Here is a 22137-nt window from a genome sequence, read left to right as displayed (position 1 = left end):
ACGCTTGCGTGACACGAGGCCTTGCGGCCCATGCTCGCGGAGTCGCGCCACCAGCCGCCGGATCTGCCGGGTCGTCAGCCCGAGACGTTCCGCGGCGCGCGTTGGCGTAAGCCTGCCGTCCACCACGTCCTCAATGACCTTGAATCTGTCCAGCTCGCACATCGTCATGGTTATCCGTTCTGTTGCAGCCATCGCAGCTCCGGCGCTGGACCTCCAGCGGCCGGTCAGGCTACGGGCAACTCGAAAGCGGACATTTGAACTTGGCCAAAAGCGGACATTTCTACTTAGCCACTACAACACAAAAGTGCGATAAATTATATTATGTTAAATAAAGGACGAAAGACAAAGGCCCGTCAGTGTGACAGGCCCTTAACCGCCTTACCTTCGCTTTTCGCGGATCAACGAGACTATCTAACGCTTACGCCGGCGCCGCTCAACCAGCATCCCGGTAATCGCAAGCATCGCGCTCAGTCCCAGAGTCGACACGACTTCGCTACGATGCGCCTGCCCGCACACCATCACCAGGAACGCGAGAACAATCAGCGCCACGACGAAAAGCCCGAGGAACGGATGCAGCCACATGCGCACCCGCAGCCTGTTCGATGCGATCAACGCGCGGCGCATGCGCAACTGGCTCACGGCGATCACCAGATAGACCAGTAACGCCATCGTTCCTGTGGTGGACAGCAGCGTTTCGAACACATACTTGGGTGCCAGATAATTGGCCGCACAGCCGGCGAATGCCGCGGATGTCGATGCAAGGACGGCAATCACAGGAACGCCTGAACGCGTCGTGCGCTTGACGATGGCTGGCGCCTGCTTCTTCTCTCCGAGCGAATAAATCATGCGTGATGCTGTGTAGAGCCCCGAATTCAGGCAACTACAGACGGCAACGAGGATCAGCAGGTCGATCAGGGGCTTGGCATAAGGAACGTGAATCGCCTGAAGCACGGCCTGATAAGAGCCGATTCGCGTCAGTTCCGGCGCATTCCACGGCACCACCGAGATGATCACGAAGATCGATCCGATATAAAACAGCGAGATGCGCCAGACCACTGAACTGATAGCGCGCGAAATTTCCTTTTCCGGGTTCGCCGATTCGGCGGCCGCAATCGTCACGACTTCCGTGCCGAGAAACGTGAACATGGTGGTGAGCATGGCTCCCGCGATAGGCGCGTAACCGCGCGGGAGAAATCCGCCCTGCCCGAACACGTTGCCGCTGACATTCACGTGAACGCCCGGAATGACACCCACAATGGCCGCCACACCGCCAACGATGAACAAGATGATCGCCGCGACCTTCACGACCGAAAACCAGAACTCAAGCTCGCCGTAATGCTTGACGCTCGCAAGGTTTGTGATGGTCAGCGTAAGCGTCACCGCAACGCAGAACTTCCACACTTCAATCTGCGGAAACCAGCTATTCAGAATATTGGCCGCCGCTGTGGCCTCGAGCGGCAGCACGAGCACCCAATACCACCAGTACATCCAGCCAATCATGAAGCCGGCCCACGGACCGATCGCGCGACCCGCGTAGGTCGAGAATGACCCCGAATCCGGCATCGCGCAGGCCATCTCGCCCAACATACGCATCACGAGCACGACGAGCAGGCTGGCAAGCAGATAGGCGATGATCGCACCGGGCCCTGCCTCGGCAATCGCGTGGCCGGATCCGACGAAAAGCCCTGCCCCGATGCTTCCGCCGATCGAAAGCATGACCACATGGCGCTGCTTCAGGCTGGAGCCGAGTGAGCCTGCTGGAACATTCGATGCGCGCGTCTCGTCGCGCCGCTTGTGGTGCTCCGCAGGCGGAGCGAAATCCATCTCTCCCAGAGCGATGGCCGTGTCACCTCGATTGATTCCTTGTGGGGTCTCGTGCATGTCTCTTCCTGTCATCCTTGCCCGCAGGCATTTCACCGGAACGGCGGTTCTTGCGCTGCGCTCCGCGCAATCGCCGCGAAGCGGCACCGAGCATCGCCTTCGCGCAGCATTTGATTGAGGCGCCGGCAGCGCCGCAATGCGGCGTCGAAGCTATACGATTCGCGAAAGAGCGCCATCTGAAGCGAGCGCCGCGTCACACCCAATGCACGCGCCACGTCTTCGATTCGCCACGCGTACCATGGCAGCCTGAACATGTCCTGCGCCAACGCGAGCCCAAACCCGCCACCATTGCGCGAGAAGGCTTGCATCAGACGTCTCCAGTCCGGCTCCGTTGTCGTCGTCCAGGTGTCGATTTCCAGCTCCAGCCAGCCGATAGCCGCGCCGGTTTCGTCAGGTATCGCGCACACGTCGAACATTTCCTCGGTACGAACGCGTATTGGCGCATTCACGCCCAATTGCTTTCCGCCAAGACGGCTCGTGAGCACATGGCGCCCTCTTTCGGCCCGCCATGCCGATGCGAAGGGAAATCGCAAGCCCTTCAATTGCATCTCGCGCGTTGTGTCGAATCGGTATAGGTGCACCGCGAATCGCCGAACATCAGCAAGTGCCAGTCGATGGCGGTTGAATTGAAGGTGATTCAAGATCCGGCTCGAGCAATGAGACGTGGCGTATTCCCGTCCCGTTGCTCGAGCGATGCGGCAGCAAGCCGATTAACTGCGGTAATCGGCGCCGTCGCGATCCAGCAGCCGAAGCAGCGCCGTCCATTCGCGGTCCAGGTGCACGGTGTCGAGATACGCGTAGTCGTCGTGCTGTTTCGCCGCGTGTTCGCAAACTTCCGGCGAAGGGATCACCACCTTTTGTCCAGCCGATAGCGTCGCGACCTGGATCTCGCAAGCGCGGTTCAGGTAGAACATGCGCGTAAATGCTTCGGCGACCGAGCGGCCCGTCGTCAGCAGGCCATGATTGCGCAGGATGAGATAGTCCCGCTTGCCGATCGATTTGACGATGCGCTCGCGTTCGTCGAGTTCGAGTGAAATGCCCTCGTACTCGTGGTACGCCACGCGGTTATAGAACTGCATGCTGATCTGGTTAAGCGGCAGGAGGCCGCATTCCATTGCGGCAACCGCCATGCCGTAGGTCGTATGCAGATGCACCACACACTCCACGTCGTGACGCGCCTGGTGAAGCGCGCTGTGAATGGTGAAGCCCGCTGCGTTGACTTCGAAGCGGTCGTCGTCGACGGGATTTCCATGCACATCGATCTTCACCAGCGAAGACGCGGTGATCTCGTCGAAGAACCAGCCGTGCGGGTTGATGAGAAACTGATCGTGCGTACCCGGAACGCGCGCGGAAATATGCGTGTAGATCAGATCGGTGAGCTGGAACTTCGCGGCCAGGCGATACGCAGCCGCCACCTGGACTCGCGCATCCCATTCGGCATCCGAAATATTTCTTGGTTTGCGATTGATGTGTGGATCGGTCGTCGAAATCATGTTTGAATTGCTCCGCTGATAAGGGTAAAAACGGTTTTCTTTCGGTCGGCTCGCGCGTGCGAGCCTTGCGGGAATGTGTCAGAGAGTCGAAGTCAAGGCGGGAACGGCTCCGAACAAATCGTCCACCAGACCGTAGTCGGCTACGCTGAAGATCGGTGCTTCTTCGTCCTTGTTGATCGCAACGATGACCTTCGAGTCCTTCATGCCGGCGAGGTGCTGGATCGCGCCCGAGATGCCGACTGCCACATACAGTTGCGGCGCAACGATCTTGCCGGTCTGACCAACCTGATAATCGTTCGGCACATAGCCAGCATCGACGGCTGCGCGCGATGCGCCGAGTGCCGCGTTGAGCTTGTCGGCGAGCGGCTCCAGAACCTTCGTGTAGTTCTCGCCGCTGGCCAGACCCCGGCCACCCGAGACGATGATCTTCGCGCTCGTGAGTTCCGGGCGGTCGAGCTTCGTCACTTCACGGCCGACGAACTGCGTGAGACCGCTTTCCGCTGCCGCTTCGATCTTCTCGACTGCTGCGCTGCCACCTTCAGCTGCGGCTGCATCGAATGCCGTCGTACGGACGGTGACGACCTTGACCGGATCGGCCGATTGCACCGTCGCGATCACATTGCCCGCGTAGATCGGACGCTCGAACGTGTCCGGCGAATCCACAGCCGTGATGTCGCTGATCTGCGCGACGTCCAGCTTCGCGGCGATACGCGGCGTGACGTTCTTGCCCGCTGCCGTTGCCGGAGCCAGGATGTGCGTGTAGTGCTTCGCCGCATTTCGCACAAGCGCGAGGACAGTCGCTTCGACGTTCTCGGCGAGACCCTGCTCGAGTTGCGGCGCATCGGCCAGCAGCACCTTTGCAACGCCTGCGATCTTCGCAGCTGCGTCGGCAGCGGCTTGTGCGTTGTGGCCGGCGACCAGCACGTGCACGTCGCCGCCAATCTTCTGTGCTGCGGCGACCGTGTTCAGCGTCGCGGCCTTGATCGACTGATTGTCGTGTTCGGCTATGACCAAATTCACCAGATTCGTCATTCTGTTGGCTCCCCTTACAGCACCGTGGCTTCCGTCTTCAGCTTCTCGACCAGCGTCTTCACGTCCGGCACCTTCACGCCGGCCGTTCGCTTCGGCGGCTCGGCAACCTTCAGCGTCTTCAGACGCGGCGAGACGTCGACGCCCAGGTCTTCCGGCTTCACGGTTTCCAGCGGCTTCTTCTTCGCCTTCATGATGTTCGGCAGCGTGACGTAGCGCGGCTCGTTCAGGCGCAGATCCGTCGTAACGACTGCGGGCAGCTTGAGCGACAGCGTTTCAGCACCGCCGTCCACTTCGCGCGACACGGTCGCCTTGCCGTCGGCAACGACCACCTTCGAGGCGAACGTCGCTTGCGGCAGGTTCGCCAGCGCGGCGAGCATCTGCCCGGTCTGGTTCGAATCGTCGTCGATAGCCTGCTTGCCGAGGATGACCAGTTGCGGCTGTTCCTTGTCGACCAGCGCCTTCAGGAGCTTCGCCACAGCCAGCGGCTGGAGGTCTTCATTCGACTCGATGAGGATCGCGCGATCCGCGCCGATGGCCAGCGCCGTGCGCAGCGTTTCCTGAGCCTGCGAAACACCACACGAAACCGCGATCACCTCACTAGCCATGCCCGCTTCCTTCAGACGCACCGCCTCTTCCACGGCGATTTCGTCGAACGGGTTCATCGACATCTTCACGTTGGCGATGTCGACGCCCGTGCCATCCGACTTCACACGAACCTTCACGTTGTAGTCAACGACCCGCTTCACTGCCACCAGAACTTTCATCATTGTTCCCTTTCGTCCTACCCGTTCACGTCGACGGCACGCACACGGTACGGCGACACAAATATTTCATAGTCCTAATTCATGGATCATCCGCAGCGACACACGACTGCTGCAGGTGGCCGCGCCGCTCATCACCAAAATTCCACGAAAAGTTAATTTTTTACCCGGCTGCAACCTATCAGTGTTTACGCTGATAACGCCGTCAAGACGAATCTTCTCCGGTGCCGATGCGCGACGAATAATTCATGAAAAACAATGCATTACGGAAGTTTCGCGACACACCGGGAAGCCACGAAACATGAAAATATTTTTGTTCGTGTTGACAGCACTGTAAGACGTCACTCATCATATGTCAACGAGCAAAAATTAACGTTCGGAGACGCCAGACACGCATCAACGAGCGCGCGAAAATTGAGGTGGGCCACGCACGCCCTCACCCCTCACAAGGATCGTCAACAGCAGTTCGCGGAACCCGCATTCCGCATACGTTTAGGCTTTGAACAGGAGAGTCATGGTGGCCAGTCACGACAAGGCACGGGTAGGTGTTGATATCGGCGGAACGTTCACCGATGTCGCGCTGGAGCTGGGTGGAGAACTTTTTTCCACCAAGGTCCTTACGGATTACACGGCGCCCGAGCGCGCAATCATCAAGGGCGTGGGCATCGTCGCCGCGAAGGCTGGCATCAGGTTGAAGGACATTGGCGTCATCATTCACGGCACCACGCTCGCGACGAACGCACTGATCGAGCGCCGCGGCGCGAAGACGGCCTTCATCACCACGGAGGGCTTCCGCGACACCATCGAGATGCGCACGGAGAACCGCTTCGAACAGTACGATCTGAACATCAAACTGCCGCCGCCGCTCATCGAGCGCTGCGATCGCTTCACGCTCGCCGAGCGTATCGACGCGCAAGGCGGCGTGCTGCTCGCCCCCACCGAAGCGCAGATCGAGGCCATCGCGGCTCGCATCGAGCAAGGCGGTTATGAAAGCGTCGCCGTCGGTTTCATTCACGCGTACGTGAACGGCGTGCACGAGCGCATGATGCGCGACGCACTAGAAAAGCGCCTGCCGCATGTGTCGGTGTCGATTTCCAGCGAAGTGTCGCCGCAGATCCGCGAGTTCGAGCGCTTCAACACTGTTTGCGCGAACGCCTACGTTCGCCCGATCATGAAGTCGTATCTCGACCGCCTGCTCGGCGAGGTGCGCGCGGCGGGCGCCGTTTGCCCCATCTTCATCATTCACTCGGGCGGCGGCATCGTCTCTATCGAAAGCGCATCGGAATTTCCGGTGCGGCTCGTCGAATCGGGCCCGGCGGGCGGCGCGATTTTCGCGGCCCATATTGCGGCGCGCTACGATCTCAACACGGTGCTCTCGTTCGACATGGGCGGCACCACGGCCAAGATCTGCCTGATCGACGACCTCACGCCGAAGACGGCCAACACTTTCGAAGTTGCGCGCACCTATCGCTTCAAGAAAGGCAGCGGGATGCCGATTTCGATTCCCGTCGTGGAGATGGTGGAAATCGGCGCGGGCGGCGGCTCGATTGCTTCGCTCGATGTGATGCGCCAGATCCGCGTGGGCCCGCATAGCGCCGCTTCGGAGCCCGGCCCCGCGTGCTATCAGCGCGGCGGCGTGCAGCCTACCGTGACCGACGCCGATCTGCTGCTCGGCCGCCTCGACCCCGCGAATTTTGCCGGTGGCAGCATCGTGCTCTCCATCGACAAGGCAGCGACCGCGATGGTCGAACAGGTAGGCGGTGCGATCAATCTGAGTCCGGAAGAAACCGCGTATGGCGTCGCCGAAGTCGTGGACGAGAACATGAGCAACGCTGCGCGCGTGCATGCGGTGGAAAGCGGCAAGGACATCGGCGACTACACGATGATCACGTTCGGGGGCGCGGGCCCGCTCCACGCCGCGCGTCTGTGCGAAAAGAGCGGCATCAAGAAGTTCATCGTCCCGCCCGGTGCCGGTGTCGGTTCCGCCATCGGCTTCCTGCGCGCGCCCTTCGGCTACGAAAGCGTGCGCAGTGCAACCATGCGCTTCAACGACTTCGACGCTGCAGTGCTCAATGACATCGTCAGTGAGTTGAGCGAGGAGGCCCTGCGCTTCGCGCGCCAGGGTTCGGGCGATGCCGAGCCCGAAGTCGAGGTGAAGGCGTTCATGCGCTATGTCGGTCAGGGTTGGGAAATTCCCGTTGCATTCCCCTGGCGCAAGTTCAACGCTGAAGATCGCGATGCATTCACGCAGGCGTTCACACGCGCGTATACGCAATATTTCGGCCGCCCGATCGATGGCCTCGATATCGAAATCGTGAGCTGGGCCGTGAAGGCCAGCTCCCCGCTTCCGCCGGTCGAGCGTTTGAAGCTGCTTACGTCGCGCGACGCCGTCGTGCCGCCTAAAACGCGCAAGATCTTCGACGCCGCGGTGCATCGCTTCGTTGACGCGGCCATCGTCGAGCGCGCTTCGCTCAAGGTCGGTGAAAGCGTCACCGGTCCGGCGATCATCGTCGAGCCGGAAACGTCGACGCTCGTCACCTCCTCCTTCGACGCCATGGTTCAGCCCGATGGCTGCCTGCTCGTCGTCGCCAAAGAACTGAACGCCGCCAAGGCTAATCAGGAGTAAAGCATGTCGCTCAGCAATCTCGATACGATTCACATGCAGGTCATGTGGAACCGCCTGATTTCCGTCGTGGAAGAACAGGCCATGGCGCTCATCCGCACCGCGTTCAGCACCAGCGTGCGTGAAGCCGGCGATCTTTCCGCGGGCATTTTCGACAAGCGCGGCCGCATGCTCGCGCAGGCCGTCACGGGCACGCCGGGACACGTGAATACGATGGCCGAAGCCGTCGAGCATTTCATGAACGATATCGGCGTCGAGCGCATGTATGAAGGCGACGTGTACCTCACGAACGACCCGTGGAAAGGCACCGGCCACCTGCACGATTTCACCGTGGTTTCGCCCTCTTTTCACAACGGCGAATTGATCGGCTATTTCGCGAGCACCGCGCACGTCGTGGATATCGGCGGGCGCGGCTTCGGTCCCGACTCGCGCGAGATCTACGAAGAAGGTCTGTTCGTGCCGATCATGAAGCTGATCGAGCGCGGCGAAGTGAATCGCGATCTCGTGAACATCCTGCGCAACAACGTACGTGAAGCCGATAAGGTGGTCGGTGATCTGTATGCGCTTGCCTCGTGCAACGAGACCGGCCACAAGCGCCTGATCGAAATGCTCAAGGAGTTCGAACTCAAAGACGTGGAAGGCATCGGCGAATTCATTCTTGCGCGTAGCCGCGAAGCGACGCTCGAACGCATTGCCGCGCTGCCGAAGCAAACGCAGACGAACGAGATGACGCTCGACGGCTACGATACGCCGGTGAAGCTCAACGTCACGCTCACCGTTTCCGACGATCACCTGCTCGCCGATTTCGCGGGCACGTCGCCCTCGAGCCCATTCGGCATCAACGTACCGCTGCTCTATGCGAAGGCATACGCGTGCTACGGCCTCAAGTGCATCATCGCGCCAGAAGTGCCGAACAACGCAGCCTCGCTCGAACCTTTCCGCGTGCAGGCACCTGAAGGTTGCATTCTCAACGCGCAACGACCGAGCCCGGTTGCCGTGCGCCACGTGCTCGGCCACTTCGTGCCGGACCTGGTACTCGGCGCGCTGAACAAGATCCTGCCGAATCGCGTGCCGGCCGAAGGCGCAGGCGCGCTCTGGAATCTGCATGTGAGCGCGCGAGCCGCGCAGGAAGGCTCGGGCCTCAAAGGCAGCGAAATCCTCATGTTCAATAGCGGCGGCACGGGCGCGCGCGCGGAACTCGACGGTCTTTCGGCTACCGCGTTTCCAAGCGGCGTGCACGCGATGTCGGTGGAAGCCACCGAGCAGGTCGGCCCGATCGTCGTGTGGCGCAAGGAGATGCGCTCGGGCTCGGGCGGCGCCGGGCAGTATCGCGGCGGCCTCGGCCAGATCGTCGAAATCGGTCCGCGCGAAGGCTACCAGTTCCGCTTCAACGCGATGTTCGATCGTATCGATCATCCCGCAAGCGGCCGCTCGGGCGGCAAGGAAGGCGCAGCCGGTCAGGTCACGCTCTCCGACGGCACGCGCATGAAGGGCAAAGGCACGCAGTTCGTCGCCGAACACGAGCGTGTCACGCTTTCGCTGCCGGGCGGCGGCGGCGTGGGCGCGCCCGCGCAACGTGATCGCGAAGCGCTGCTGCGCGACATCCGCAACGAATACATTTCCGAAGCACAGTTGCGCGACGATTACGGCCTCACGCTCGACGCGCTCACAGCATCGAACCCACAGTAAGGAGCAACGCATGACCGACATCACCAAGCCGCCGTTCAAGAACATCCTGATCACGGGCGCGGGCGGCGCGCTAGGCTCCGTACTGCGCGAAAGCCTGCGCCCGTATGCTGAGACGCTGAGCCTCAATGCGCGTCAGTCGTTGGGCGAAGTGCGCGAGAACGAAAAGCACTTCATTTGCGATCTCGCCGATCGCGACGCCGTGTTCGAAATGCTCAAGGGCGTGGACATGGTCATCCATATGGGCGGCGCGCCGCGCGAGAACACGTTCCAGGTCATTCTCGACTCGAATATCGTCGGCAGCTACAACATTTACGAAGGCGCGCGCCAGGCCGGTGTGAAGCGCGTGATCTATGCGAGTTCGGTGCACGCCATCGGCTTTTACGAATGCACGCAGACGATCGACGCGCACTCACCCCAGCGCCCGGACAGTCTCTACGGCGTGAGCAAGACCTTTGTGGAAAACCTCTCGCGCTATTACTTCGACAAGTTCGGCATCGAGTCGGTGTGTCTGCGTATCGGCTCGTGCTTTCCGAAGCCGGTCGATCGGCGGATGCTCGCGACGTGGCTTTCGTATGACGACTTCTCGCACCTGTGCGTGCAGTCGATCATGACGCCGATTGTCGGCCACATGATCGTGTACGGCAACTCGAACAATAGCGCGAACTTCTGGGACAACACGCAGGCAGCTTACCTCGGTTACCGCCCGAAGGATTCCGCCGATGCGTATCGTGCCGAGGTCTATGCGAACACGGAAGTGGGCGATCCGCGCAACCCGGCGGTGCGCTTTCAGGGCGGCCAGTTCGCGGCTGACGGCCACTTCGAAGACCCGAAGGATAACTGAGCAGCGCTTCCCCACCGATCTATCTGGAACACACTGAGATGGCACAGCATGCACTCAAGCCCCACTATGACGTGGTGATCGTGGGCGGCGCAGTCGTTGGAAGCGCGACTGCGTATTTCCTCGCGGAGAATCCCGACTTCGATGGCTCGGTTCTCGTGATCGAACGCGACTGGACCTATGCGAAGTCGGCGACCGCATTGTCGAGCGCGTCGATCCGGCATCAATTCTCGAATCCGCTGAACATCCAGATCTCGCGGTTCGGCACGGAATTCATTCGCGACTTTCATGCGCGCGTGGCCGTGAATGGCGATGCACCCGAACTCGGTTTCAAGGAAAACGGCTACCTGTATCTCGGCGATGCGAACGGCGCGCCGATGTTCGAGCGCAATTGCGCCACACAGCAGGAATGCGGCGCCGACGTGGTGCTGCTCGATCCGGATCAGCTGAAAGCCCGTTTCCCCTGGCTCAACACCGAAGGGCTCGTCAACGGCGTCTACGGCCAGTCGGGCGAAGGCTGGTTCGACAGTTACGGCCTGCTGCAAGGCATGCGCCGCAAGGCGCGCTCGCTCGGCATCGAGTACATCGAAAATGAAGTGGTCGACGTGTTGCGCGAAGGCTCGACCATCACGGGCGTGGTGCTCAAGACCGGCGAGACGATCGGCTGTGGCCTGATGGTCAACGCTGCGGGCACGCGCGGCCCGGCCATGGCGCGCCTCGCGGGGCTGGACATTCCCGTCGAGCCGCGCAAGCGCTGTCTGTTCGTATTCGATTGCCGCACGCCGCTAGAAGGCGTCGTGCCGCTGACCATCGACACGACCGGCATCTTCTTCCGGCCCGAAGGCAAGTACTACCTCACCGGCTGCTACCCCGACCCGGACCCGCTCGCAGACGTCAACGATTTCGATGTCATTCATTCGGAATTCGAAGAAGTCATCTGGCCCGCACTCGCCGAACGCATTCCCGCATTCGAGGCGATCAAGGTCGTGAACTCGTGGGCGGGCCACTACGACTTCTGCATGCTCGATCACAATGCGATCGTCGGGCCACATCCCGAGGTGTCGAATTTCCTCTTCGCGAATGGGTTCAGCGGCCACGGCCTGCAGCAGTCGCCTGCGGTCGGACGCGGTCTGAGCGAGCTGATCGTGTACGGCGCCTATCGCTCGCTCGATCTGTCGCCGCTCGGTTATGCGCGCGTGGTCGAGAACAAGCCGTTTCTCGAAGAAGGCGTGATCTGATGCCCCTCCACTTCCACGAAGGCTCTTGACATGAGTTCCCATTCGTATCAAACCGCGTTGATTACCGGAGCGTCGAGCGGCATTGGCCGTGCGATTGCCGAGCGGCTCGTCAAGGACGGCATGAAGGTCTATGCGCTAGGCCGCGACGCCAAAGCGCTCGACGCGCTCGCGAGCACATGCGGTGTCACGCCAATCGCGATCGATCTGCACGATATCGCACCACTGCGTGCGTTGTTCGAGCGTGAAGCGATCGACGTCGTCGTGAACAATGCCGGGCTGCTGCCCGCTATCGCGAAGTTCGGCGAAACCGCCCCCGCCGATATCGACAGCATGATCGATATTAATCTGCGTGCGCCGCTGCATATCGCGCAACTCGCGCTCGACGGTATGGTGCGACGCAAGCGCGGTCATCTGTTTTTCATCGGTTCGAGCGCGGGTCGCTTTCCGCATCCGAACACCGCTGTTTATGGCGCGACCAAAGCCGCTGTGAGCATGTTCTGCGATTCGCTGCGCTGCGACCTGCTCGGCACGAAAGTGCGCGTCACCGAAATCGCGCCGGGCCGCGTGCAGACGAATCTCTATCGCACGGCGCTCGGCGAGCAAGGCGCGAACGAAAAGCTCTATGACGCCTATCGCTCGATCCAGCCCGAAAACATCGCGGAGTTGATAGCAACGGCGCTCGCATTGCCCGAAGCGGTAGATGTTTCCCGCATGGAAGTCTTCCCCACCGACCAGGCAGCGGGTGGCTCGCAAATCGTCACGGTCGACTGAAAACCTGCTTTAAAACCGGATATCTACGCATCATGAAAAATCAACGAGTGGTGATCGTCGGCGGCGCCTCGGGTCTCGGCCTTTCTGTCGCCAAACTGATGCTCGCCGATGGGGCGCACAGCATCGCGCTGATCGACAAGAACGGCCCGTTGCTCGAGGAAACCGTCGGCAATTTGAGGGCGGAAGGCCATACGGTCTTCGGCGCCGAAGGCGATATCACGCGCAAGGAAGCCGCGCACGCCGTCTTCGCGAAGGCACTGGAAGCGCTCGGGCGCGTGGATTGCCTCGTCAACAGCGCGGCGATCTATCCGCGCCGCCCTATTCTCGAAATCAGCGACGACGAGTGGGATCTGGAAAACGCCGTCAACATCAAAGGCACGTATCACATGATGGTCGCGGCTATCGAGCACATGCGCGGCCGCCCGAAGGTCGAAGCGCACGTTGCCGGGCGCATCGTGAACATCACGTCCGTGGATGCGTTCAAGGCACACCCGCAAAACGCGCATTACGCGGCGACCAAGGCCGCGGTCGTAAGCCTCACGAAGTCGTTCGCGCAGGAAGTCGCGAAGGACGGCATTCTCGTGAACTCGGTCGCACCGGCAGGATTCGCGACGGACCGCGCAAAGAAGCTCGGCTTCCTCGGCGAACTCGCGAGCGCGAATCCTCTGGGCCGCGCCGCCGAGCCCGAAGAGATCGCGCAGTGGGTCGTCATGATGGCCAGCGAGCGCAACACCTACGCGACCGGTGAGAACGTGATCGTCAGCGGCGGCTATATCTACGCTTGATGAAAATCAATCCCCGCTTCGGCCGCAATGGCCGGCGGGAGGGGCCTGCGCCGGACTGTGTTACAGTCATAGTATGTCATACGGCGCAGGTCAGACGCGACTAGCAACTGCCGCGCCACGCGGTACGTCTGCATCCGTGAATTGCAGCGCTCTCCTGATCCGGTGTGGAGCACTCGGAATGACTCTGGACGCTGAAACCCTACTGAAAAATGCCGCGAGTTCCGGCAAGCGGCGCAGCCTGACTGAACTCGTCATCCAGGCACTGAACGACAAGATCGACCGGGGCGAATACCCGCCGGGCGGCAAGTTGCCGACCGAGCCGGAACTGTGCGAAGAATTTGGCGTAAGCCGAACCGTGGTGCGAGAGGCCGTCGCCTCGCTCAAGCTCGGCCGCCGGCTGATCGCGCGGCACGGCGTGGGCGTGTTCGTTTCGGAAGCCACGAATCAACCCGCGAGCCCGGATTTCATCGACGGAACCACGCTCAACAATTCGATGCACGTGCTCGAATTGCGCATTGGTGTGGAAACGGAATCCGCGGCCTACGCGGCGCAGCGCCGGTCAGAAGCGCACCTGCGCGCGCTCAAGGAAGTCTATGCGCGCATGGAAATCGTCTCCGTGGAAGACGACGCCGAATGCGCGCGTGCCGATTTCGAGTTCCACCTCGCCGTCGCGACGTGCTCTGAGAACCCGCATTTCACGTCTATTTTGCGCACGCTGGGTCAGGAAATCACCATCGACCTGCGTCTAAAGCATGCGAAAGCGAATGCGAAGGAGCGCAAGACCTATATCCGGCGCATCCAACGCGAACATGCCGATATTCTCGACGCCATCGAAAAGCAGGACGTGGCGGCCGCGCGTCGCGCCATGCGCCGCCATCTGAACGAAAGCCTCGAGCGGTATCACAATCTGTCGAGTACGCGCGCCGAGTAAGCATGTGCGCGGAACGCTCCGCGCACATGTGCCAAGTCGATGGATAGCGAAGCGGGCACGTCGTAATTTCATCTGTATTCCTGATTAATAAGACGATAATCAGGCTCGACACCCGCTACCTAATCAGTTCTGCAGCGCCGAGACCTTCTCGCCGTACGCGACCGCCTGAGGCACCCATTTCCCGTCGATCACCTTGTAGAACGTCGCAGCCGGGTCTTTCATGTCGCCATTCGGCATGAAGGCAATGTTGCCCGAAATCCCCGTGAAGGCGACCGACTTGATGAACGGACCGTAGACCTTCGGGTCGGTCGAGTTTGCCTTCTTCATCGCATTGACGAGTACCCACGTGGCGTCATAGGCCGCGGGCGCATAGGCCACGACGCCTTCGCCGTACTTCGCCTTCATCTTGTTGTCGAAATCCTTGCCTTGCTTCATTTTCGACAAGGGCACGCCGTAGTCCCACGACACCGCACCGTTGGCGCTCTCGCCCGCCACACTCAGGAAAGTTTCGTTCTCGAAGCTGCCGCCGCCCAGCAACGTCGCGCGCATGCCCAGCTGGCGCATCTGTTTGACGAGCATGCCCGCCTGCTGATCAAGACCGCCCCAGAACACGACGTCGGGATTGAACGATTTCATGCGGGTCAGCTGCGCCTTGAAGTCGACGGCCTTATCAGTGGCAAATTCGCGATCCACGATCTTGCCGCCTGCCTGCGTCACGCCTTTGACGAACTCGTCGGACATGCCCTGGCCAAACGCCGTCCGGTCGTCGATCACGGCAATGCTCTTGCCCTTGAGCGCCTCCACTGCCGAGTGGCCCGCCAGTTGGCCCATCTGCGCGTCGGAATTCACCACGCGAAAGACGTTGCCGAAGCCCTGCGAGGTCAACGTTGGGTTGGTCGCCGTGGGCGAGACCATCGGAATGCCAGCCGTGTTGTAGATGCGCGAAGCCGGGATCGTCGTGCCCGAATTGAAGTGCCCGACCACGCCCGCCACCTTCGCATCCACCATCTTCTGCGCCACCTGCGAGCCCACGCGCGGGTCGGCCTGATCGTCTTCCGCATCGAGCACGAAATGCACGGGCTGGCCGCCGATGACGATCTTCTGTGCATTGGCGTCGTCGAGCGCCAGTTCCGCGCCGCGCTTCAGATCAATGCCGTAGTGCGCCGATCCGCCGGTCAGCGGCGCGGCGAAGCCGATCACGACGTCGCCCGCCAAGGCGGCTGCGCTCAACGACGCGGCGCCCGCCGCCACGAAAACGGCGAGCGCGACGCGCTTGTATGCAAACGGTACTTTCATGGGAAACCTCAACGTGTTGTGGTCAGGGAGAACTATTCAGTCGAACCGCTTTTGCCAGACAAAACCGGCTCGCTAGCTCCCGATGACCAGGACGTGCGCTGCCCCGCCAGAGGTGCACGAGGCCTGCAGCGACCGCCGTCATCGAGTCGGCTTAGTCGTCAAGGTATTAGGTGAGACGTCATATGTCAATAAGTCAAAAAGAGCGCGCTCACCAGGGATTTCATGGGTGTCAGCACCCGCCTGCTCACCCACGGAATCTGCAGGCACCAACAAAATGTCGATTGAATCGAGCGTGCGCATCGACACCTGATCCGCGCGCCGCGCCGGATTCCCCGCGTTCTCGCCTCGCGATCACTCACCGATCCACGAGCCGCGCAAGTCGCTGTCGTGCATGAGTTGCAGCAGCGTTTGCGCCGGACGGGAGAGCCGCTTTGCTGCGAGCACGATGAATTCGACATTGGGCAGCGCCGGCAGGCTCGCGACGTTCACGGGCGGCGCCAGCCCGCGCGCGGCAAGGTATTGGGGCCGCACAGTGACGCCGAGCCCGGCGCGCGCAGCCGCCACGCAGCCCGAATGGCTGCTGCTCGTGCATACCAGTTGCCAGCGGAAGTCAGTCTGCGCGAGCGCGTCGAGCACCACAGCGCGCGTCACGCTCGGCTCGGCGACAAGGATGAGCGGCAGCGGCTGCGCGAGATCCATCGTCGTGCCGGCGCGCGCGAGCCATTCGAGCCGCCCGGTGAAGAGCACCGTGCCGCGTTTGTCGCCCAGCCGCCGCTTGCCCACCATCAGGTCGATGGCGCCAGAATCCAGCAGTTCGTAAAGCCGGCCCGTCATGCCGATGGTGATCTCCAGCTCCACGTCGGGATGCGCATTGCGAAACGCCGTCAGCACGGCGGGCAGCGGGCCGAGCGCAACGTCGTCGGAGCAGCCGAGCCGCACGCGGCCCCGCAGGCGCGGCGCGCGGAACTGCGACTCGGCGCGGTTGATCGCCTGCAGGATGCTGCCGGCATGCGCCAGCATCGCCTCGCCATCGGACGTGATGGCGAGCGAATGCGTGTCGCGGATAAACAGGCGGCGGCCGATCGACTCTTCGAGCCGGCGCACGTGATCGCTCACGCTCGACTGCGTGAGGCCGAGCTGGCGCGCCGCTTCGGTGAAACTGTGGCAGCGCGCGACTGCTTCGAAGGTTCTGAGCCAGATGGGATTGAGCATGGCGGATGGTTATCGGCAACGCCGATGACAGTCAAAGTCTCTACTGGGGTTCCCGATGAGCGATGGTAACAATATCATGACGCCATTGATGAAAATTGCGCCGCAAAGCCGTACCCGCCCCTATCGCGGCGCGCCGAGAAGTCCCAGATGAACAAAAATTCGAGCCACACGGCGCTGCTTTGGATCGTCGCCGCAGGCTTTTTCATGCAGACGCTCGACACGACGATCGTCAACACCGCGCTTCCCTCCATTGCGCGCAGCCTTGGCGTGAGACCGCTCGTGATGCAGCCGGTCATCGTCGCGTACACGCTGACTATGGCGATGCTCACGCCCGCTTCGGGCTGGCTCGCCGACCGCTTCGGCACTCGCCGCGTCTATTTCGTCGCGATTCTGATCTTCGTGCTCGGCTCGCTGTGCTGCGCGAGCGCACACACGCTCACGCAGCTCGTGGTCGCGCGCGTGCTGCAGGGCATCGGTGGATCGATGCTGATGCCGATCGGCCGGCTCGCGGTGCTGCGCGCGGTAAGCGGCGAGCAGTACGTCTCGGCGCTCGCGCTCATTTCGGTGGCGGGCCAGGTGGGGCCGATCGTCGGCCCGACGCTCGGCGGCTGGTTCGTGCAGGCGATCTCATGGCACTGGATCTTCCTGATCAACGTGCCGATCGGCCTCGCCGGTGTGTTCGCGGTCCATCGCTATCTGCCGAACGTGTCGAGCGATACGGCGCCTCCGTTCGATCTCGCCGGCTGCGCGCTCGTGTCGCTGTGCATGATTGCGTTTTCACTGGCCTTCGACACGCCGGTCCAGACGCATCGCGCCGCGTGGTCCGCCGGGCTCTTCGCACTCGGCATCGCGGCGGCCTTCGCTTACGTGGCCTATGCACGCGGCCACCGCGAACCGCTCTTCAAGCTCCGCTTGTTCGGCGAGCCGAATTTCAGCGTCGGACTGATCGGCAATCTCGTCTGCCGCGTTGGTTCGAGCGCCGTGCCGTTTCTCGTGCCGCTGCTCATGCAGCTCGAACTCGGTTACTCGCCGCTGCGCTCGGGGCTTATGATGCTGCCCGCCGCGCTCGCCGGGACGGTCGCCAAACGCTGGATTGCGCCGCTGATCCGCCGTTACGGTTACGAGACGTTCCTGCTGGTCAACACGCTGATCGTGGGCGCATCGATCGTTGCGTTCGCACTGATCTCGCGTGGCACGCCCATCGTCGTGGAGATTGTCGTGCTGGCCATCTTCGGCGCGGCCAACTCCATGCAGTTCGCCGCGATGAACAGCGTCACGCTCAAGGACCTCTCGCACGAAGACGCCGGCAGCGGCAATAGCCTCTTTTCGATGGTGCAAATGCTTGCAATGGGGCTCGGCGTCACCATTGGCGGCGCGCTCGTAAGCCTTGGCGAGGCTCAGTGGGGATCGGTTGCGCCCGGCTTTCGCATGAGCTTCGCGGGCGTGGGCGCGATCACGCTGATCTCCGCACTGATCTTCCGCCGCATCGATACGCAGGCACGCGTCGCCGCTGCGCCTTCCGCGATGGCGTCGACGGCCGCTCGCCGCTGAGCCCGCGAGCGCCGGGCGAGTCCTCAAGCGCGGACGTCGACGGCTACCTGCGCACCCTGCCCGCGTTGCCCTCTGCGCTCACGAACCGTCGCTGGCCGGCACCTGGGCTTCGTCGATGTGATGCCGTTGCAGCGCTTGCGCGACGAATCCCGAGTGGATCATCTGCTGCACGAAACCGGCCAGGTAGTCCGCCGCTTTCGTGCCGCGGGACTTCGGCACGCCCATCGCCTGGCGGATCACCATGAAGCGCTCGTCGAGCAGGCGCAGGCCGCCGGTTTTCGCGGCGTCGCGTTCGAGCTGCTGCTTCACGCCGGCGGCGACATCCAGACGCTGATCGAGAAACGTCTGCACCACGGCCGGAGAAGTGGGCGCACGCACGATGGTCGCCTGATGCAGTTCGCGCGACAGAAAGAGATCGTAGGCGCTGCCCTTGCCTACCGCCACACTCACGCCTCGCTGGTCCACTTGCGCGTTCGTGCGAATCGGCGAATCGTCACGCACGAGATAGAAGCCTTCGATCAGCACGTAGGGCCCAGTAAACGCAATCTGCTCGCCGCGTCTCGGATCGATCGCGAAGAAGCCGACGTCCGCCTCCTCGCTCGCCACCTTGTCCACCGATGCACCGGCCGAGCGCGACACCACGAGCGCAAGCGGCACGTGCAAGCGGTGGGCAAGTTCCGTGGCGAGATCGACTGAGACGCCCACCGGCTGACCGGTGACGGGATCGAGGCTGGCGAGCACCGGATTGCCGAGGTTGATCGACGCGCGCAGCGTGCCTGTGGGCGCCAGCGCGGCGACGACGGCGGGATCGACCGGTGCGCTGCCCGACGACGGCGCTTGCGCGCAAGCACCCAACGATGCGGCTATCGCAACGGCGAACGCGGCCGTACAAATCGATCTGCGGCGTTGGGCGCGACGGGAGAGCGGCACAGGTTCGCCTCCGAAGGAGTACGTGACGAAGTGTCGACACTATACTCGAGCGGCGGCGCACCCACAGACGTCATGCACACGCGCAAAATCAGTGCGCGAGAATTCCCATCGCGCGCTTCTTCAGATCCAGGAAGTGCGATTCGAATGCGACCTCTGGCGTACGCGGCCGGTCCAGTTCGATGGGCACGTCGAGTGCCACCCGTCCCGGTCGTGCTGAAAGCACGACGAGGCGCGTACCGAGAAAGATCGCTTCGTCGATGTCATGGGTGATGAAGACGACCGTGCAGTGGAGCTGCTCCCACAGCGCGGTCAAGAACGTCTGCATGGAACTGCGCGTCTGCGCGTCCAGTGCGCCGAAGGGCTCGTCCATCAGCAGCACCTTCGGCTTCATCACGAGCGCCCGCGCGATCGCCACGCGCTGCTGCATGCCGCCCGACAGCTCATAGGGCTTGTGTCGTGCGAAAGACTCCAGCCCGATGATGCGCAGAATGTCCGCCGACTCCTTGTGCCGTTGCGCCTTGGGCACCCCATGCAATGACGGCCCGAACTCGATGTTTTCTTCCACGCTGAGCCACGGAAACAAGCCGGCCTGCTGGAACACGACGACACGGTCGGCCCCTGGCTGGTCCTTGATCTCGCCATCGATATAGATGTTGCCCTTCGTGGGCGAAGTCAGACCGGCGAGCAGGTGCAGCAAGGTCGTCTTTCCACAGCCCGAGGCGCCGAGCACGGTGATGAATTCGCCGCCCCGGAACTGCAGATTGATGTTTTCCAGTGCCGATGTGGCGCCGAACGTCTTGTACAGTGAATCGATGACGATGTTCAAGTTCGTCTCCTGCTCGACAGTCAGACAGTCAATGGATCAATGCGCCAGATGTTTCGAGTACTGCGGCGCGACGTTGTTGTCGAAACTCGCGGGCACACTCGGAATGCGGCCAATCGAGTTCAGCACCTTGGCCGTATTCACCAGAGTCAGGTACGTGGCGGAGGTTTTGACGCCCGCGTCGAGGCCCATGACTTTCGGCGTGGTCTGATCGGCGCCGGAAAACAGCTCATAACCGGCCAGTTCGCTCGTCGCGACCGGCACCGTCACGCCCGTTGCTTTCGCCATCTCGGCGAGCGCCTTGTCGCGGTCCTTCATCGTCACCTGATAGCCCTGGTCGAGCGCCGCAACGAAACCGCGGACCAGGTCCGGATGCGCCTTCGCCCAGTCGGCGTTGGCGATACAGACGTTGTAGCTCGAGGCTTCGCGCGGCAAGTCTCCGTCCGTCTTGATCGCCTTGCCGCCAGACGTACGCAGCGCGCTGAATACCGGGTCCCAGACGATTGCCGCGTCGATCGCACCGGTCACCCACGAGGTGCGCATCTGCGGCGGCGCCATGTTGATTTGCGTGACGGACGCATACGGCACATGCGCAGCCGCCAGGAAGGTCGCCAATTCGAACGAGGCCTGCGAGCCGGCAACGATCGCGATCTTCTTGCCTTGCAGCCCCGCGACGTCGTGGATGCCGCTATCCGGCTTGACCACGATGCCGGCCGCATTCGTATAGCGCTCCTGGTTGTACACGATGGTCATCGGCAAGCCCTGAGCAATAGCTGTGACGAGCGGCGGCACGCCCAGTCCGCACATGAACGTGAGACTGTTCGATGCCAATGCACTCATCGCCGCCGGCCCCGAACTGAAGAGCTTGTACTGGACATCGGCATTCATCTGCTTTTCGAACAGATGCTCGGCCATCGACACCATGTACGGATCGGCGCCGTTGTCCTCATAGCCGATGATCACCTCGGGCTTGCTCTGCGAATACACCACGCCCGGAACCAGACAACTGCTCGCCAGCACAGCCGCGCTCATGCCATAGACCCATTGCATCTTTTTCATTTGTCGTCTCCTCGAATCACCCGATCAGTTATGTCCGCGCCACGGTACGACGATATTTTCGATTTTTCGAATCGCCAGCTCCATTCCATATCCGATCAACCCGATGATCACGATGCCGACGATCACGATGGCAACCTGCAAGGCCTGTCCGGCGAACTGCACGAGCCAGCCGAGGCCGCTGCTCGCCGCGATCAGTTCCGCGGCGACCAGACAGGTCCACGCTACGCCGATACCTACGCGCATTGCGGTGAAGATCTCTGGCATGGCCGAGGGCAGCACGACCTTGCGGAAGATTTGCGCGTTGGTCGCACCGAGCGTGCGGGCAACCTCGATGCGCAGCGGCGGCGTGCTTTTCACGCCCGACATCGTGCCGATGATGATCACGGGAATCGTGCCGACCAGAATCAGAATGGCTTTGGGCAATTCGCCGATGCCGAACCACACCACCAGCAGCGGAATATAGGCAAGCGGCGGAACCGGCCGGACGAACTGCAGCAGCGGATCGATGATGTCGAACACGAACTTGTTGCGTGACATCAGCAGCCCGATGGGTACGCCGATCGCAATCGCACCGACAAAACCAATAACGATGCGAAAGCAACTAATCAGGATGTCGCTGACGAGCGACTGGCCGCCGTAGCCGTTGTGAACGATTTCGACGAAGGCCTGCCACACCGCCACCGGCGAGGGCAGCGCGAACGGTGGGAAGATCTTCGCCATCGATACCGCCTGCCAGAGCACGACGCACATCACGAGCACAGCAGTGGTCAGCCAGTAGGAGTTCAATCTCCCGTGGCCGCGGCGGATCTTGATCACCGGCTCGATCGACGAATCCGCGTGATGCTTCATCATCTTTAGTCTGGGTAGGGCTCTCACCGCCGTCTCCTCAAGTTGAAAAACAATGCGCACGCCAGCGCGAAGTTTCGCGTCCGGTTCGGGTTCCGTCTCAATTCAAGTATAGTCAGCGGCTACCAGGGCGAATTTCGGCTTCTTTTATTTCGCACTCGCGAACTCGCCCGTTTAGTCAAGCATTCTCAATCAATAAAGCGGCGGGTAGTACCAGGCAGGAAGTTCCGATGGGGCCAGCGACGGATGAGCGTCGTCTTCCGCTTTCCCGAAGCGCAGCAGACACCCTCCAGCCGATTTCTTCCGATTATTTGCACGCCGCGTGCTCGCCGCCCCAACGCCCGCCAGCCGGTCGCGCTGCGGCGCAGCAAGGGTCTG

The 22137-nt window shown here is 61.9% G+C and carries 20 protein-coding genes; 8 read left to right on the top strand and 12 right to left on the bottom strand.

Going from position 1 to position 22137, the window contains the following annotated elements; translation table 11 throughout:
* From E1N52_RS22800 to E1N52_RS22775, 6 genes are all read right to left on the bottom strand, one after another.
* Positions 1-192: helix-turn-helix domain-containing protein (locus tag E1N52_RS22800; RefSeq protein ID WP_133184985.1), on the bottom strand; the 192-nt coding region annotated here is incomplete at its 3' end.
* Between the two features lie 219 nt (positions 193-411).
* Positions 412-1716 (bottom strand): amino acid permease, encoded by a 1305-nt coding sequence (locus tag E1N52_RS22795; protein WP_342777883.1) that lies wholly within the window; start codon positions 1714-1716, stop codon positions 412-414.
* 197 nt (positions 1717-1913) lie between these two features.
* Positions 1914-2288: a helix-turn-helix transcriptional regulator gene (locus E1N52_RS22790; protein WP_133184984.1), complete on the bottom strand. Its 375-nt coding sequence runs from the start codon at positions 2286-2288 to the stop codon at positions 1914-1916.
* 303 nt (positions 2289-2591) lie between these two features.
* On the bottom strand, positions 2592-3374 hold the full coding sequence (locus E1N52_RS22785; protein WP_133184983.1) for a class II aldolase/adducin family protein: 783 nt from the start codon (positions 3372-3374) through the stop codon (positions 2592-2594).
* Positions 3375-3452: 78 nt separating this feature from the next.
* The gene (locus tag E1N52_RS22780) at positions 3453-4397 is read right to left on the bottom strand and encodes an electron transfer flavoprotein subunit alpha/FixB family protein (protein WP_133184999.1); all 945 of its coding nucleotides are present in this window, start codon (positions 4395-4397) and stop codon (positions 3453-3455) included.
* A 23-nt stretch (positions 4398-4420) separates the two neighbouring features.
* Positions 4421-5170 carry an electron transfer flavoprotein subunit beta/FixA family protein gene (locus E1N52_RS22775; RefSeq protein ID WP_133184998.1) on the bottom strand — a complete coding sequence of 250 codons (750 nt, stop codon included), beginning with the start codon at positions 5168-5170 and terminating at the stop codon, positions 4421-4423.
* A 511-nt stretch (positions 5171-5681) separates the two neighbouring features.
* Here E1N52_RS22775 and E1N52_RS22770 point away from each other — a divergent pair.
* From E1N52_RS22770 to E1N52_RS22740, 7 genes are all read left to right on the top strand, one after another.
* Entirely contained in the window at positions 5682-7793 is a 2112-nt protein-coding gene (locus E1N52_RS22770) for a hydantoinase/oxoprolinase family protein (RefSeq protein ID WP_133184982.1), read from the top strand.
* A gap of 3 nt (positions 7794-7796) precedes the next feature.
* The gene (locus tag E1N52_RS22765) at positions 7797-9479 is read left to right on the top strand and encodes a hydantoinase B/oxoprolinase family protein (protein ID WP_133184981.1); all 1683 of its coding nucleotides are present in this window, start codon (positions 7797-7799) and stop codon (positions 9477-9479) included.
* A gap of 10 nt (positions 9480-9489) precedes the next feature.
* Positions 9490-10320: an NAD-dependent epimerase/dehydratase family protein gene (locus E1N52_RS22760; RefSeq protein ID WP_133184980.1), complete on the top strand. Its 831-nt coding sequence runs from the start codon at positions 9490-9492 to the stop codon at positions 10318-10320.
* Between the two features lie 38 nt (positions 10321-10358).
* Positions 10359-11555 carry an NAD(P)/FAD-dependent oxidoreductase gene (locus E1N52_RS22755; protein WP_133184979.1) on the top strand — a complete coding sequence of 399 codons (1197 nt, stop codon included), beginning with the start codon at positions 10359-10361 and terminating at the stop codon, positions 11553-11555.
* A gap of 30 nt (positions 11556-11585) precedes the next feature.
* Complete coding sequence (locus E1N52_RS22750) at positions 11586-12326, top strand: SDR family oxidoreductase (RefSeq protein ID WP_133184978.1); 741 nt, start codon at positions 11586-11588, stop codon at positions 12324-12326.
* A 32-nt stretch (positions 12327-12358) separates the two neighbouring features.
* A complete protein-coding gene (locus tag E1N52_RS22745; RefSeq protein WP_133184977.1) occupies positions 12359-13111 on the top strand; it encodes an SDR family NAD(P)-dependent oxidoreductase in 753 nt (250 codons plus the stop codon).
* A 178-nt stretch (positions 13112-13289) separates the two neighbouring features.
* On the top strand, positions 13290-14042 hold the full coding sequence (locus tag E1N52_RS22740; protein ID WP_133184976.1) for a FadR/GntR family transcriptional regulator: 753 nt from the start codon (positions 13290-13292) through the stop codon (positions 14040-14042).
* A 123-nt stretch (positions 14043-14165) separates the two neighbouring features.
* Here the strand turns inward: E1N52_RS22740 and E1N52_RS22735 are convergent, their stop codons facing one another.
* Both E1N52_RS22735 and E1N52_RS22730 read right to left on the bottom strand, forming a co-directional pair.
* Positions 14166-15338: a branched-chain amino acid ABC transporter substrate-binding protein gene (locus E1N52_RS22735; protein ID WP_133184975.1), complete on the bottom strand. Its 1173-nt coding sequence runs from the start codon at positions 15336-15338 to the stop codon at positions 14166-14168.
* Between the two features lie 351 nt (positions 15339-15689).
* Complete coding sequence (locus E1N52_RS22730) at positions 15690-16550, bottom strand: LysR family transcriptional regulator (RefSeq protein ID WP_069267257.1); 861 nt, start codon at positions 16548-16550, stop codon at positions 15690-15692.
* Positions 16551-16697: 147 nt separating this feature from the next.
* Here E1N52_RS22730 and mdtD point away from each other — a divergent pair, with 147 nt between their 5' ends.
* On the top strand, positions 16698-18101 hold the full coding sequence (gene mdtD, locus E1N52_RS22725) for a multidrug transporter subunit MdtD (protein ID WP_133184974.1): 1404 nt from the start codon (positions 16698-16700) through the stop codon (positions 18099-18101).
* A gap of 78 nt (positions 18102-18179) precedes the next feature.
* Here the strand turns inward: mdtD and E1N52_RS22720 are convergent, their stop codons facing one another.
* The 4 genes from E1N52_RS22720 to E1N52_RS22705 all read right to left on the bottom strand — a co-directional run bounded on the left by E1N52_RS22720 (position 18180) and on the right by E1N52_RS22705 (position 21789).
* Positions 18180-18890: an ABC transporter substrate-binding protein gene (locus E1N52_RS22720; RefSeq protein WP_425468114.1), complete on the bottom strand. Its 711-nt coding sequence runs from the start codon at positions 18888-18890 to the stop codon at positions 18180-18182.
* Between the two features lie 229 nt (positions 18891-19119).
* Positions 19120-19857, bottom strand: a complete 738-nt coding sequence (locus tag E1N52_RS22715) for an ABC transporter ATP-binding protein (protein ID WP_133184973.1) — start codon at positions 19855-19857, stop codon at positions 19120-19122.
* A gap of 36 nt (positions 19858-19893) precedes the next feature.
* Positions 19894-20913, bottom strand: coding sequence for a taurine ABC transporter substrate-binding protein (locus E1N52_RS22710; protein WP_133184972.1), 1020 nt, complete (start codon positions 20911-20913; stop codon positions 19894-19896).
* Between the two features lie 24 nt (positions 20914-20937).
* Positions 20938-21789 (bottom strand): ABC transporter permease, encoded by an 852-nt coding sequence (locus E1N52_RS22705; protein ID WP_133184971.1) that lies wholly within the window; start codon positions 21787-21789, stop codon positions 20938-20940.
* Positions 21790-22137: the final 348 nt, after the last annotated feature.

Origin of the sequence: Paraburkholderia guartelaensis (genome assembly GCF_004353905.1) — a bacterium.
GTDB lineage: Bacteria > Pseudomonadota > Gammaproteobacteria > Burkholderiales > Burkholderiaceae > Paraburkholderia > Paraburkholderia guartelaensis.
This window is presented reverse-complemented; position numbering and strand designations above follow the sequence as displayed.